The sequence below is a fragment of the Methylobacterium sp. Leaf118 genome, from assembly GCF_920984675.1.
In the GTDB taxonomy this organism is placed as follows: Bacteria; Pseudomonadota; Alphaproteobacteria; order Rhizobiales; family Beijerinckiaceae; genus Methylobacterium.
In genome coordinates, this window is record NZ_CAKLBV010000026.1 from 22990 (window position 1) to 36655 (window position 13666).

Below are 13666 nucleotides of genomic sequence, written 5' to 3' on the forward strand. Positions count from 1 at the left end.
TCCGACCATCACGCCCCGTCTACCGACAGAAGCGATCATGAACCGCCGATCCGTCCTCGCCGCCCTCTCGCTCCTCGGCTTCAGCCTCGCCCCGGCCGCCGCGCAGGAGAGCTCCACCCTGCGCATCGGCTACCAGCGCTCGTCGACCCTGATCGCGCTCCTACGCGAGGACCGGACGCTGGAGACGGCGCTGAAGCCCCTCAAGGTCGAGGTCTCCTGGCACGAATTCACCAGCGGCCTGCCGATCATGGAAGCCCTGAATGTCGGACGCATCGACGTGTCGGCGGATGTCGCCGACACCGTGCCGGTCTTCGCGCAGGGGGCGAACGCCCGGATCACCTATGTCGCGCAGGAGGCAGCTTCGCCCGGCGCGCAGGCGATCCTGGTGCCGGGCGATTCCCCGCTGACATCGGTGGCGGATCTCAAGGGCCGCAAGGTCGCCGTCACCAAGGGCGCGGGCAGCCATTACCTGTTGCTGGCCGCGCTGAAGGCGGAAGGCCTGCCCTTCAAGAGCATCACCCCGGCCTACCTGACCCCGGCCGACGGCCGCAGCGCGCTGGCGGGCGGCAGCGTCGATGCCTGGGTCGCCTGGGACCCGTTCCTCTCGGCGGCGGAGGTCCAGGCGGGGGCCCGCATCCTCCGGGACGGCGCGGGCCTGTCGGGTTACACGCGCTACTACCTCGCCTCCGACAGCTATGCCGAGACGCGGGCCGACGTGCTGGCGCTCCTCTTCGGAAAGCTCAAGGAGACCGGCGCCTGGGTGAAGGCCCATCCGGAGGCCGCCGCCGAGCGGCTTGCCGCCCTGTGGAAGATCGAGGCGCCCATCGTCCTCAAGGCCAATGCCCGCCGCACCTACCGGGTCGAGCCGGTGACCCGCGACGGGCTCGCCGAGCAGCAGACCATCGCCGACGCCTTCCGGGCCGAGGGGCTGCTGCCGCGGGCGGTCGACGCCGCCGCGCTCCCGGTCTGGGCGCCGCCGAGCCGGTGAGGGAGACGTGATCAGAGAAGGACGCTCCACGATGACCCGGGCAAGCCTGCCGCCCGTCGCCGTGATCGGCGCGGGGTTCAGCGGCACCATGGCCGCGCTGCAACTGCTCTCCGTCCTGCCGCGGGAGCAGCCGGTGCTCCTGTGCGAGCGCGCCGGCACGTTCGGGCGCGGCCTCGCCTACGGCACCGGCAACGCCGCCCACCTGCTCAACCTGCGGGCCTCGAACATGAGCGCCTTCCCCGACCGGCCGCGGCATTTCGAGGACTGGCTCGGCCGGCTCGGGCCGGAGGACGCGGCGAGCGTGCAGGCGACCCCGGCCGGCACCTTCGCCGCCCGCGGGCTCTATGGCCGCTACCTCACCGAGTTGCTGGCGCAGGCGGTGACCGGGGCGGAGGCCGGGCGCCTTCGCCTCCTGCCCGACACCGTCACGGATCTCGAACCGGAGGGCGGCGCCTTCCGCCTGTGCACCGAGGGCGGCCAGAGCCATAGGGTCGCCGGTGCCGTGCTCGCCCTGGGCAACCTCGCGACCGACGGGCCGGGCAGCCGCCACCGCCTCGATCCGTGGGACCATGAGGGATTCGGGCGCCTGCACCCGCACGCGCCGGTGCTGGTCCTCGGGACCGGGCTGACCATGCTCGACGCGGTGGCGACCCTGCGCGCCCACGGGTTCGACGGCGCCATCCTCGCCCTGTCGCGGCGCGGCCTCCTGCCGAACGCCCATGCCCCGTCCGCCCCCTGGCCCGCGCCGGATCTGACACCGGCCGATTTCGCCTCCCTGCCGCGCCTTCTCGCCCGCCTCCGGGCGGAGGTCGTGCGGGCGCGGGCGGACGGGATCGGCTGGCACGGGGTGATCGACGCCCTGCGCCCGCTCACCGACACGCTGTGGCGCAACCTGCCGACCCGCGAGCGGGCCCGCTTCCTGCGCCACCTGCGCCCGTATTGGGACGTGCACCGCCACCGCACGGCCCCGCCCGTCGCCGCGGCGATTGCCGACGAGATCGCCCGCGGCGCCCTCACGGTGCGGGCGGGCCGCCTGCTCGCCGTCGAGGACGAGGCCGCGCAGGCCGTCGTGACGCTGCGCCTGCGCGGGTCGGAGCGCCCGGAGCGTCTCGCCGTCCAGGCGATGATCGACGCCACGGGCTTCGGCCGGCTCGCCGATTCCCGCGACCCGCTGCTCGCGCGGCTGACGGAGCGGGGCCTCGTGCGCCCGGGCCCGTTCGGTCTCGGCCTCGATGCCGGGCCCGATTACCGCGCCCGGGGCACGCGGCCCGAACGGCCCCTCTGGATCCTCGGGCCGCTCCTGCGCGGCGTGCTGTGGGAATGCATCGCGGTGCCCGACATCCGCAACGAGGCGGCCGATCTCGCCGCCCTCGTCGCCGCCGACCTCGAGCGCGCCGCCGCCGCCTGAACCGGCGGCGGCGGCGCGCGACCGACCGCGTCCGCGAGCGCCCGCGGTCCGCAGGTTCCCCAATCTGCCCTGCCTGACGAACGCGTCCCGGATCTCGGATCCGGGACGCTTTTTGGCGCTTGCGCCGCATCGGGATTGGCCCCGGGACGACGTCCCCGCCTCGGGCTGAAGCGCCAGTCTCGCCCGCGGGCGGGGAGAGCCGTCCGGGCGGGGCGAGGACTGCGCCGCCCGCGTCGCCGGTGCGGCGCGGTGATCGGGAAGCCCAAGCGAGCTTCGGCCGGCGAGCGCGATCCCGCCCCGCCGCGTCGCGCCCGCGGAACTGGCCCATCCCGTGTCGGTTTCGGCCCCATCCGGCCTATCGGCCATGCTCCGGTGCGAGCCCGCCGATGCCGGGACCGACCGTCCTTCCCCGGCTCATAAATCGGAATGGTTCTAAACTGCTTGACGCTACCCTGGACTTGTTCTAACTAAAAACAGGAGCGGCGCACGGCCTTCGTGCCGGACGCGCCACGAGACAGAGACCGGAGAGATCGAGATGGCGAGCAATTCCAACGCGGCCTGCCAGAGCTGCCGCTTCTTCGACGAGCACAAGACCAATGCCGGCCAGGGCTCGGGCGACGAGGGCCTGTGCCGCTTCAACCCGCCGGTGAGCCAGCCCGAGCCGCAGGGCCATGGCCTGTGGCCGGTGGTCGCCTCCAAGGATTGGTGCGGCCACTTCACCGCCGACCTGACCCCGGCCGAGTAAGCGCCTCGCGCAGGACGCGCCAAGGCTCCCACGAGGCCGTCACGGCCAATGGGAGGAACCTCGGCGCTGGGCGCGTCCAAGGGACTTTCGGGTCCCGTGGGACGCATCCATGACAAGGCCGGTGCCGCGGGGCACCGGCCTTTTTCGTGCGTCGGTGCCCCCGGCTTCGGGAGAGGCATTTTGCTTCCGAACAGCCCCGGCGCGGTCATGATCCGGTCACCTTCCCGTTCGATGGCTGCGGCCAGAAGGCAACGGGTCGCCGAAATCGGCCCCGCCGCGGCTCGGTTCGGCCTGCGGCCTGCCGGGAAGAAACGGCGCGGGCGGCAGGCCACGGCGCCGGAACGAGGATGACTGCATGACCATCGGACTGATCGGTGCACTCGCACCCGTCCTACGCCGCACGGCCCTGATCGCGGCGCTCGGCGCCCTGATGGCGGCCCCCGCGGCGGCCGCGAACCGCGACCCCTCGGGCACTTGGCTGACCGAGGACGGCAAGGCGCGCATCCGCATCGAGAAATGCGGTCCGCAGGAGAAGAACCTGTGCGGCTACGCAGTGTGGCTGAAGGTGCCCCTCAACGACGAGGGCAAGCCCCGGATCGATTTCCGCAACCCCGATCCGAAGAAGCGCGCCCGTGCCTCGCTCGGCCACCAGCTCATCCTCGGGCTGAAGCTCAACGAGGAATCCCGCTACGAGGGCAAGATCTACAACGCCGAGGACGGCAAGTTCTACGACGTGACGATCTGGTCGGAGGAGCCGGAGGAGCTGACCGTCAAGGGCTGCCTCATCGCCTTCCTCTGCAAGTCGCAGACCTGGAAGCGGACCACCGACACCGTGCCCGGCCAGCTCGCCGGCCCGACCAACGGCACGAACGGCCCGCGCGCCGACACCGAATGGGCCCCGAAGGCGCCGGCCGCGGCGGCCGCCCCCACCGCGCCCACGGCCACCGGCAGCGCCGGTCAGGCCGCCAAGCCCGCGCCGAAGCCCGCCCCGAAGGCCGCCCAGCCGGCGGAGTGAGCCGCCGGGCGCGGCCGTCATCCGCGCCCGACGCGACGCCGACGGCTCAGCTCGTCGGCGCGGCCACCCGCTGGCGCAGACCGGCGATCACGGCCTTCAGCATCTCGGCGCTCGCCTCGCCCCGCTCCCCGAGAGCGCGCGAGGCGTAGATGCGCTCGTGCACGAAGGTCAGCTTGGCGATGACCGCGGGCGTCAGCTTGAACGGGTAGAGCGGCGGCTGGCCCATGGAGCGGCTGAGCGAGTTGACCGCGTAGGTCAGCGGCAGCCACGCCTCGATCACCCGCTGGAAGTCCGGCGTCTCGTAGGGGTCGAAATCGATCGTGACGGGGCTGGCCGGCCCCTCGGCATTCCCGCGCAATTTGGGCTGAAGGCGCATCTCGAAGGCGCTCGCGGTCTCCAGCGTGTCGACGATGTGCAGGTAATGGGCGAAGGTCTCGGCGAAATCCTCCCAGGGATGGGCGGTGGCGTAGGCCGAGACGTAATGCTCCTGCCAGTCCGTCGGCGGCCCCTCGGCGTGGTGGCGGGCGAGGCTCGCGCCGTAATCGACGCTCTCGTCGCCGAAGGTGGTGCGGAAGGCCGGCAGGCTCGGGTCGAACCGGACCAGCAGGTTCCAGAAATAATGCCCGATCTCGTGCCGGAAATGGCCGAGCAGCGTCCGGTAGAACTCGCCGAACAGCTTGCGCCGCCGCTCGCGCTCGACGTCGTCGGCTTCGGCGATCGAGAGGGTGATGAGCCCGTTGAGATGGCCGGTCATGACCGGCGGCCCGGGGGAACGGGTCTCGGCGGGATCGACCAGGAAGTCGAAGGCGAGGCCGTCGGAATAATCCGGGCGGGTCACCAGCGGCAGGTCGAGGCGCAGCAGCGAGTAGAACAGGCGATGCTTGGCCGCCTCGATCTGGCGCCAGCGCTCGAGATTGGCCGGCACGGTCAGATCGGGCACGACCCGGTTGTGGCGACAGGCGACGCAGAAGGCATCGCTCGACTCCTCCGGCACCATCCAGTTGCACGCATCATGGGCGGCATTGGCGCAGAAGCGGACTTTGCGGCCCGGATACGCGTAGGCGCGGAACAGGGGACCGCGCCCGTCCTCGCCGCAGGGCTCCAGCGCCGAGATCACGTGTCGGTCGCAGACATAGCCGAGCCGGCGCTCGCAGCTCTCGCAGACCGTGCTCTCGAACGTGAGCGGCTGGTCGCAGGCCTGGCATTGGAAGATCCTCATCGCTTCTCCCCTGCCACGGACCTATCAAGAACCGCGCCGAGTGCCCGGACCCACCGATGGGAAAGGGGTTGGCGGCTTGGCGGTTCCAACGGCGCGGCCCCCGGCCGGAGGGGTGGGGCGCACGCTTCTTGCTTTCTCGGCTGCTCCCCGACGCCGGTGACGTGTAAGAGTGTCTCCAACGAAGCGCCCGGACATCGACCGTTTCCGCCGCGTCCGCGCGACAGGCCTGTCGTGGGAGACGCTCCGGCCGGCCGAACCGTGTCCGCTCTCGCGCCTTCCCGGGCCGGACGCGGGACGGCGCGCGAGGAACGCCGGGACCCGCGCGTGGCGCTCCGCCGCGGGACCGAACGAGAGTTCAGACGAGACCCGACGGAGATTCCGTGTCGATCCAAGCCGCCCTGCACCACGTCACGCATTACCGGTACGACCGGCCGATCGCGCTCGGAGCGCAGACGGTCCGCCTGAGGCCGGCGCCGCATTCCCGGACGAAGATCCCGGCCTACGCCCTGCGGGTGAGCCCGGAGAACCACTTCATCAACTGGCAGCAGGACCCGAGCGGCAACTGGCTCGCGCGGCTCGTCTTCCCGGAGAAGACCAAGGAGCTGCGCATCGAGGTCGACCTCACCGCGGACCTGGCGGTCATCAACCCGTTCGACTTCTTCGTCGAGGCTTACGCCGAGCGCTGGCCCTTCGCCTACGACCCCGACCTCGGCACCGCGCTGGCGCCCTACCTCGCCCTCGACGCGGCGCAGGGCCCTGAGATCGATGCCTTCCTGGCGCGGGTGCCGGAGGAGACCCACACGGTCACCTTCCTCGTGGCGCTCAACGACATGGTGCGCCAGCACGTCGCCTACGGCGTCCGGATGGAGCCGGGAGTGCAGACCCCCACGGAGACGCTGACCCTCGGCAGCGGCTCCTGCCGCGATTCCGCGTGGCTGCTGGTGCAGCTGATGCGCCGCCTGGGCTTCGCCGCCCGGTTCGTCTCGGGCTACCTGATCCAGCTCGTGCCCGACACCACCGCGGTCGACGGCCCCCAGGGCACGACCACCGACTTCACCGACCTCCACGCCTGGGCCGAGGTCTACCTGCCGGGCGCGGGCTGGATCGGCCTCGACGCGACCTCCGGCCTGCTCACGGGCGAGGGCCACATCCCCCTCGCCGCGACGCCCCATTACCAGTCCGCGGCCCCGATCTCCGGTCTCGCGGAGCCGGCCCAGGTCGAGTTCTCCTATGCGATGAAGGTCGCCCGCGTCGCGGAGGCCCCGCGGATCACCAAGCCGTTCTCGGACGAGGTCTGGGCCGCCATGGACGCGCTGGGCGCGCGCATCGACGCGGATCTCACCGCCCAGGACGTGCGCCTCACCATGGGCGGCGAGCCGACCTTCGTCTCCGTCGACAATTTCGAATCGCCCGAGTGGAACGTCGCCGCGGTCGGCCCGACGAAGCGCGGCCTCGCCGACCAGCTGGTGCGGCGCCTGCGCGACCGCTTCGCCCCGGGCGGCATGCTGCATTACGGGCAGGGCAAGTGGTATCCGGGCGAGACCCTGCCGCGCTGGGCCTTCGCCCTGTACTGGCGCAAGGACGGCGTGCCGATCTGGCGCAACGCCGATTTCGTCGCGGCGGAGGACGGCCCCCGCGAGGCGACCCTCGCCGATGCGGAGGCGCTGATCGGAGCGCTCGCCGCGCAGCTCGAACTCGCGGAGTTCATCTTCCCGGCCTACGAGGACGCCGTCTACTGGAAGACCCGCGAGAGCGAGCTTCCGGTCAACGTCACCACCGCCGCCGCGCGCACCGGCAGCCCGGAATCCGACGCCCGCTTCGCCCGCGTCTTCGGCCGCGGCCTCGACACCCCCGTGGGCTACGTGCTGCCCCTGGCCAATCTCGCGTCCGGCGAGGGGCGGGCCTGGATCTCCGAGACCTGGGTGTTCCGCCGCGGCGGGGCCTATCTCAGCCCCGGCGACTCGCCGATGGGCTTCCGCCTGCCGCTCGGCTCGCTGCCCCACGTGCCGCCGGATTCCTACCCCTATTACCACCCGCAGGACCCGCTCGAGGATCGCGGCGATCTGCCGAGGGAACCGGGCGCGCCGCTGCCCAAGGGTGCCAACCGCGCCAACGGCGCCGGCATCGAGGGCGTGGCCGTGCGCACGGCCCTGGCGATCGAGGCGCGCGACGGCGTGCTCTGCGTGTTCATGCCGCCGCTGGAGCGGGTCGACGACTACCTCGATCTCGTCGGGCAGCTCGAGCGGGCGGCGGAGGCGATCGGCCGGCCGCTCCACATCGAGGGCTACGAGCCGCCCTACGATCCGCGCCTCTCGGTCATCAAGGTGACGCCCGATCCCGGCGTGATCGAGGTCAACGTCCATCCCGCCGCCTCCTGGCGCGAGGCGGTCGCGATCACCGCCGGCCTCTACGAGGAGGCCCGGCAGACCCGGCTCGGCGCCGAGAAGTTCATGATCGACGGGCGCCATACCGGCACCGGCGGGGGCAACCACGTCGTCCTCGGCGGCGCGAGCCCCGCCGATTCCCCCTTCCTGCGTCGCCCCGACCTCCTGAAGAGCCTCGTGCTGACCTGGCAGCGCCATCCGAGCCTCTCCTACCTGTTCGCCGGCCTGTATGTCGGTCCGACCAGCCAGGCGCCGCGCATGGACGAGGCGCGCCACGACGGCCTCTACGAGCTGGAGATCGCCATGGCGCAGGTGCCGGGGGCGGGGGATCCCAACATCCCGCACTGGCTCGTCGACCGCCTGTTCCGCAACATCCTGGCGGACGTGACCGGCAACACCCACAGGGCCGAGATCTGCATCGACAAGCTCTACTCGCCCGACGGACCGACGGGGCGCCTCGGCCTCCTCGAATTCCGCTCCTTCGAGATGCCGCCGGACCCGCGCATGAGCCTCGCCCAGCAGGTGCTGCTCAGGGCCATCGTGGCGTGGCTCTGGCGCGAGCCGCGGACGGGGGGCTGTGTCCGCTGGGGCACGGCGCTCCACGATCGCTTCATGCTCCCGCATTTCCTCTGGGCGGACTTCCTCGACCTGCTGGAAGACCTCCGCGTCGGCGGCTACGACTTCGACCCGAGCGCCTTCGCCGCGCAGCGCGAATTCCGCTTCCCCGTCTTCGGCCGGGTGGAGCAGGGGGGCGTGGGCCTGGAGTTGCGGCAGGCGCTGGAGCCCTGGCATGTGCTGGGCGAAGAGGGGACCGCCGGGGGGACCGTGCGCTTCGTGGATGCCTCCGTCGAGCGGCTGCAGGTGCGGGTCGAGGGCTTCGTGCCCGGCCGGCACGTGATCGCCTGCAATGGCCGACGCCTGCCGATGACGCCCACGGGCGCCGCCGGCGAGGCGGTGGCGGGCCTGCGCTTCAAGGCGTGGCAACCCGCCTCCTCGATGCACCCGACCGTCCCGCCGCACGGGCCGCTGACCTTCGACATCCTGGACGCCTGGAGCGGGCGCTCCCTCGGCGGCTGCCGCTACCATGTGAGCCATCCGGGCGGGCGCAACTACGACAGCTTCCCGGTCAACGCCTACGAGGCGGAGGGGCGCCGCCTCGCCCGCTTCGAGGCCATGGGCCACACCCCGGGCCCGATGGCGATGCCGGCCGAGGAGCGCTCGACCGAGTTCCCCCTCACCCTCGACCTGCGCACGCCGCCCCCACGATGAGCGCCGGGCTCCTCTCCAGCGAAGGGGCTGCCGGTTCGTCGCGGGAGAGTGCGACACGCGAGGCGTTCTCCGCCTTCACGGCCGGGCCCGGGCGGCCCGACGCGGTCCGGGCGGCCGAGGATGCGCCGACGCGCATCCGCCGCTGGACGGAGGGCTACGCGCCCCGCTCCGGCCTGGCCGACGAGCTCGTCGGCCCGGACGGGTTCCTGCGCGGCGCCTATCCCCGCGTCCTCGAACGGCTCGCGCGGCTGGAAGAGCGGGAGATCGCGGCCCGCTTTCTCGCCGCCGAGCGGCACATTCGCGACGCCGGCATCTCCTACCGGGTCTATGGCGACCAGCGCGAGCATCCCTGGCCGCTCGGCTCGCTGCCGCTCGTCATCGATGCCGCCGACTGGGCGGAGCTGTCGGCCGGCATCGTCCAGCGGGCCGGACTGATGGAGCGCATCGTCGCCGACATCTACGGGCCGGGCCGGCTCGTGGCGGAGGGGCTGCTCCCCGCCGGCGTCGTGGCGGGCAGCCCCGAATACCTGCGCCCGGTCCATGGCATGACGCCCCCGGGCGGACGCTGGCTGCCGGTCTACGCGGCGGATGTCGGCCGCGGGCCCGACGGGCGCTGGCGGGTGCTGGCCGACCGGACGCAGGCGCCCTCGGGCCTCGGCTATGCCCTCGAGAACCGGATGGTGCTGGCCCGCGCCTTCCCAGACCTGTTCGCCGATCTCCATGTCGAGCGCTTGCCGGCCTTCTTCCAGGCGTTCCGGGCGGGGCTCGCCGCCGCCTGCGAGCGCAGCGACCCGCGCATCTGCCTGCTGACCTCGGGCCCCTACAGCAGCACCTATGTCGAGCAGGCGGCGCTCGCCCGCTATCTCGGCTTTCTCCTCGTCGAGGGCGACGATCTCGTGGTCCGCGACGGGCTATTGCATGTGCGCACCGTCGCCGGGCTCAAGCGGGCCGATGCCGTCTGGCGCCGGATCGACGCGGATTACCTCGATCCCCTGGAACTGCGCGCCGATTCGCGCCTCGGCGTGCCCGGCCTCCTCGAGGTTCTGCGCCGGGGCGGCGTCGTGACCGGCAACATGCCGGGCTCCGGCGTGGTGGAATCCGCCGCCCTGAGCCCGTACCTGCCCGGCATCGCCCGGGCGCTGCTGGGCGAGGAGCTGCGCCTCCGGGGGCCCCGCACCTGGTGGTGCGGCGATCCCTCGGGTCTCGCTCACACGCTCGACCATCTCGACGCCCTGACGCTGCGCCCGGCCGCGACGGCGGTGCGCGGCCCGGAGCGCGACGCGATCCTCGCGCCCCTGGCCTTCGGGGCCGCCCGCGAGCGGGCCCTGGCGGCGCTCCACGAGCGGGCCTTCGACTGGGTGGCCCAGGAGCCCGCGCCGCTCTCGACCATGCCGACCTGGCAGGACGGGGGGCTCGTGGCGCGTCCCTTCGTGATGCGGGTCTTCGCCGCCGGGACCCCCGAGGGCTGGCGGGTGCTGCCGAGCGCCTTCTGCCGCGTGGCCGAGCGCGAGGACGGCGACCCGAGCGAGATGCGCGCCGGCATCCGCTCCGCCGATGTCTGGGTCCTGTCCGACACGCCCGTCGACGCGCCCCTCCTCGTGCACACGAGCGCGCCACGCATCCGCCGCATCGCCGGGCACTTGCCGGCGCGGGCGGCCGACAACCTGTTCTGGCTCGGGCGCTACCTCGAGCGGGCTGAGGCCGTCATCCGCCTCGTCCAGGCGCATCTCGGCGGCTTCGGCGAGGCGATCACCGCCGACCCTTGCGCCGCGGAGGACGCGCCGACGGCGCGGCGCATCCGCGCCCTCCTGAAGGAATGGCACTGCGTCGAGGACGCCGACCTGCCGACCGCCGCCCTGGCCCAGGAGGCGCTGAGCGGGCGCGCCGCCTACGGCTCGGCCCTCAACCACGTGCTGGAGGCGCGCCGGCTCACCTCGTCCCTGAGGGAGCGGCTGCCGGCGGAGGCGTGGCGCTCCCTGGCGGACCTGCGCGACACCCTCGTCTTCAGCGAGGTTTTCGCCCCGACCGAGGCCCAGTTGCGCGGCCGGGCCGAGCGGGCGCTCGGGCATCTCTCGGCGCTGACGGGCCTCGGCCACGAGAACATGAACCACGGCGCCGGCTGGCGCTTCGCCGATATGGGTCGCCGCTTGGAGCGGGCGATCAACACCTGCGGCTTCGCCGCGAGCTTCTGCGCGGAGACGGCGAGCGCGGACGATCTCGGCGTCATGCTGGCGCTGGTCGATTCGCAGATCGCCTACGGCGCCCGCTACCTCGCGGGCGTCAGCCGCGATGCGGTCTGCGACATGGGGGTGCTCGACCCCTACAATCCGCGCTCGGCCGCCTTCCAGATCGAGGCGATCGTCGCCCATCTCGACGTCCTGCCGGCCCTCGCCGCCGACGGCCTGCCCGAGCCCCATCGCCGGCATGCCCAGACGCTGGCCACCACCTTCCGGACCGCGGAGGCCGGCACCATCGACGGCGAGGCGCTGGACGACCTCGCCTCCGACCTGGAATGTCTCGCCGACGGGATCGCGCGCCGCTACTTCCCCAACGGTCCCGATGCCCTCAGGCCCGAGAAGCTCGTGGGCCTGGCGTGATCTACACGCTCCGTCACCTCACGACCTACCGTTACGCCCGGACCGTCCGGTATGCGCGCTGCACCCTGCGCCTGCGCCCCCGCGACGGCGGCGGCCAGCAGGTGCTGGAGAGTGCGCTGACGCTCACGCCCACCCCGAAGAGCCGGCACGAGCGGCGCGACTTCTTCGGCCTCGACACGGTCAGCCTCGTGATCGACGCGCCGCACCGGGACTTCTCGGTCGAGGCGGTCTCGCGGGTCCTGGTCGAGCGACCGCCGCCGCCGCCGCCCGGCTCCGGCGCGGCCTGGGAGGCGGTGCGGGAATCGGCCCTCGCCCAGCCGAGCCTCGGCCCCGACGGCCCCGCCCATTTCCTCTTCGCCAGCCGGCGCGTGCCCTTGGAGCCCGCGGTCACGGCCTATGCCCGCGCGAGCTTCTCCTCCGGGCGCAGCGCCTACGACGCCGCCCGCGAGCTGATGCAGCGCATCCGCGAGGATTTCCGCTTCGATTCCAAGGCCACCACCGTCTCGACGCCGCTGGCCGAGGCGTTCCGGCTCAAAGCCGGGGTCTGCCAGGACTTCGCCCACGTGATGATCGCCGGCCTGCGCGGGCTGGGCCTGCCCGCGGCCTATGTCAGCGGGTATCTGCGCACCCGGCCGCCGCCCGGCCGGCCGCGCCTGCGCGGGGCGGATGCCAGCCACGCCTGGGTCGCCCTCTGGTGCGGACCGGACATGCGCTGGATCGACTTCGACCCAACCAACGACTGCGTGGTGCGCGACGACCACATCGTCGTGGCGCGCGGGCGCGATTACGGCGACGTGGCCCCCATCGACGGGATCGTCTCCGCCTCCGGGGCGCAGAAGCTCGCCGTCGAGGTCGACGTGATTCCCGAGGGCGAGGCGGCCCAGGCCTGATCCGGGCTCCGCTCGATCAAAGCGGAGCCCGGATCAGGCCTGGGCGGCGCGGCGTTTGAGCGAAGCCCAAATCCGCCATCCCGAAGGGATCAACCGGATTGGGTATGACTCACCGCCCCGCGCGGCACGGCGCGGACGGCGTCGGGCGCAGCCCGGGGCGGCGGTCCGGAATTCCGGATCAATATCCGCCGCCGCCGGCACCGCCCGCGCCGCCGCGGCCGCCACCGACCCCCACGCCACCGCCGCCGCCGCGACCGCCGCCGGGACCGCCACCGGACCGGCCGCCCTGGCCACCCATGCCGCCGTCGATGCTGGCGCCGTCCTGGCCGTCGCCGCCTCGCCGCCCGCTTTCGCCGCGGCGGCCGGGACGGCCGGCGTCGAAGGCCACGAACAGCTCGATGCAGTCGGACGGGCGGAAATCGCTGGTGCCACGGTCGCGCCCGTCGGTCCTCAGTATGGTGACGCAGTAATCCGTCAGACCGGGCTGGTCGTCGCTCGCCCGGGAATAGCGGGCCCGCTCCCGGCGGTCCTCTGCGGCGAGTTCGCGGCCGGACTTGCCGCCGCGCCCCCCCGGCAAGCCCGGCAGGCCGGCGCCGTCGCTCTGATCCACCCGGTGCAGGACGGGATCGCCGCCCGGACCGGAAACCGGAAAGGCGTAGGCCGACAGACCGGCGAGCGTCGCGACGCAGAGCGCTCCGGCGGGGATAAGGATCGTCTTCATCGGTCTGGACCTCCGTGGAGCCTCGGTGACCCGGTCGAGAGCGTTGGCCCGAGAGGTAACCGCCGCCTCCCGGGCCGATACGGCACAAGGACCGAGCGCCTCGTCCCGGACACGAGCGTGGGGACGAGGCTGCGGGCGGGGGAGGAGGCCGCCACTTCCGGCGGCGCCCCGGCCCCGCGCTCTCATACCAAATCCGGTTGATCCCTTCGGGGTGGCGGATTTGGGCTTCGCTCAAACGCCGCGCGGGCTTGCCGGATACGGGCTCCGCTTTGATCAAGCGGAGCTCGTATCAGAAGGCGCTGCCGCCGCGTCCGCCGGCGCCACCCTGGCCGCCGAAGCTGCCGGTCCCGCCGCCGCCGCCCTGGCCGCCCCGGCCGCCGTTCACGGCCGAACCGCCGCCGCCGCCCGACCCGCCCGCACCACCGTAATA

Annotated in this window: 9 protein-coding genes; 7 read left to right on the forward strand and 2 right to left on the reverse strand. The window is 72.9% G+C overall.

All coding sequences use genetic code 11. From position 1 onward, the window contains the following. The first annotated feature begins 37 nt into the window (after positions 1-37). From LW587_RS12885 to LW587_RS12900, 4 genes are all read left to right on the forward strand, one after another. Positions 38-988 (forward strand): aliphatic sulfonate ABC transporter substrate-binding protein, encoded by a 951-nt coding sequence (locus LW587_RS12885; protein WP_232629995.1) that lies wholly within the window; start codon positions 38-40, stop codon positions 986-988. 31 nt (positions 989-1019) lie between these two features. Next, entirely contained in the window at positions 1020-2396 is a 1377-nt protein-coding gene (locus LW587_RS12890; RefSeq protein ID WP_232629996.1) for an FAD/NAD(P)-binding protein, read from the forward strand. A gap of 535 nt (positions 2397-2931) precedes the next feature. Continuing rightward, positions 2932-3141, forward strand: coding sequence for a hypothetical protein (locus LW587_RS12895; protein ID WP_232629997.1), 210 nt, complete (start codon positions 2932-2934; stop codon positions 3139-3141). Between the two features lie 355 nt (positions 3142-3496). Next, the gene (locus LW587_RS12900) at positions 3497-4156 is read left to right on the forward strand and encodes a DUF2147 domain-containing protein (RefSeq protein WP_232629998.1); all 660 of its coding nucleotides are present in this window, start codon (positions 3497-3499) and stop codon (positions 4154-4156) included. A 46-nt stretch (positions 4157-4202) separates the two neighbouring features. Here the strand turns inward: LW587_RS12900 and LW587_RS12905 are convergent, their stop codons facing one another. Further along, entirely contained in the window at positions 4203-5375 is a 1173-nt protein-coding gene (locus tag LW587_RS12905) for a zinc-binding metallopeptidase family protein (RefSeq protein ID WP_232629999.1), read from the reverse strand. Between the two features lie 380 nt (positions 5376-5755). Here LW587_RS12905 and LW587_RS12910 point away from each other — a divergent pair, with 380 nt between their 5' ends. From LW587_RS12910 to LW587_RS12920, 3 genes are read left to right on the forward strand one after another with little or no spacing between them, the layout of a single operon-like run. Next, entirely contained in the window at positions 5756-9028 is a 3273-nt protein-coding gene (locus tag LW587_RS12910) for a transglutaminase family protein (RefSeq protein WP_232630000.1), read from the forward strand. Further along, a complete protein-coding gene (locus LW587_RS12915) occupies positions 9025-11625 on the forward strand; it encodes a circularly permuted type 2 ATP-grasp protein (protein WP_232630001.1) in 2601 nt (866 codons plus the stop codon). Before LW587_RS12910 ends, LW587_RS12915 begins: the two co-directional genes overlap by 4 nt. Beyond that, the gene (locus LW587_RS12920) at positions 11622-12515 is read left to right on the forward strand and encodes a transglutaminase family protein (RefSeq protein ID WP_232630002.1); all 894 of its coding nucleotides are present in this window, start codon (positions 11622-11624) and stop codon (positions 12513-12515) included. The genes LW587_RS12915 and LW587_RS12920 overlap by 4 nt, the downstream gene beginning before the upstream one ends. 178 nt (positions 12516-12693) lie before the next feature. On the opposite strand, the gene LW587_RS12925 is transcribed toward LW587_RS12920, so the two are convergent. Next, positions 12694-13236, reverse strand: a complete 543-nt coding sequence (locus LW587_RS12925) for a hypothetical protein (protein WP_232630003.1) — start codon at positions 13234-13236, stop codon at positions 12694-12696. Positions 13237-13666: the final 430 nt, after the last annotated feature.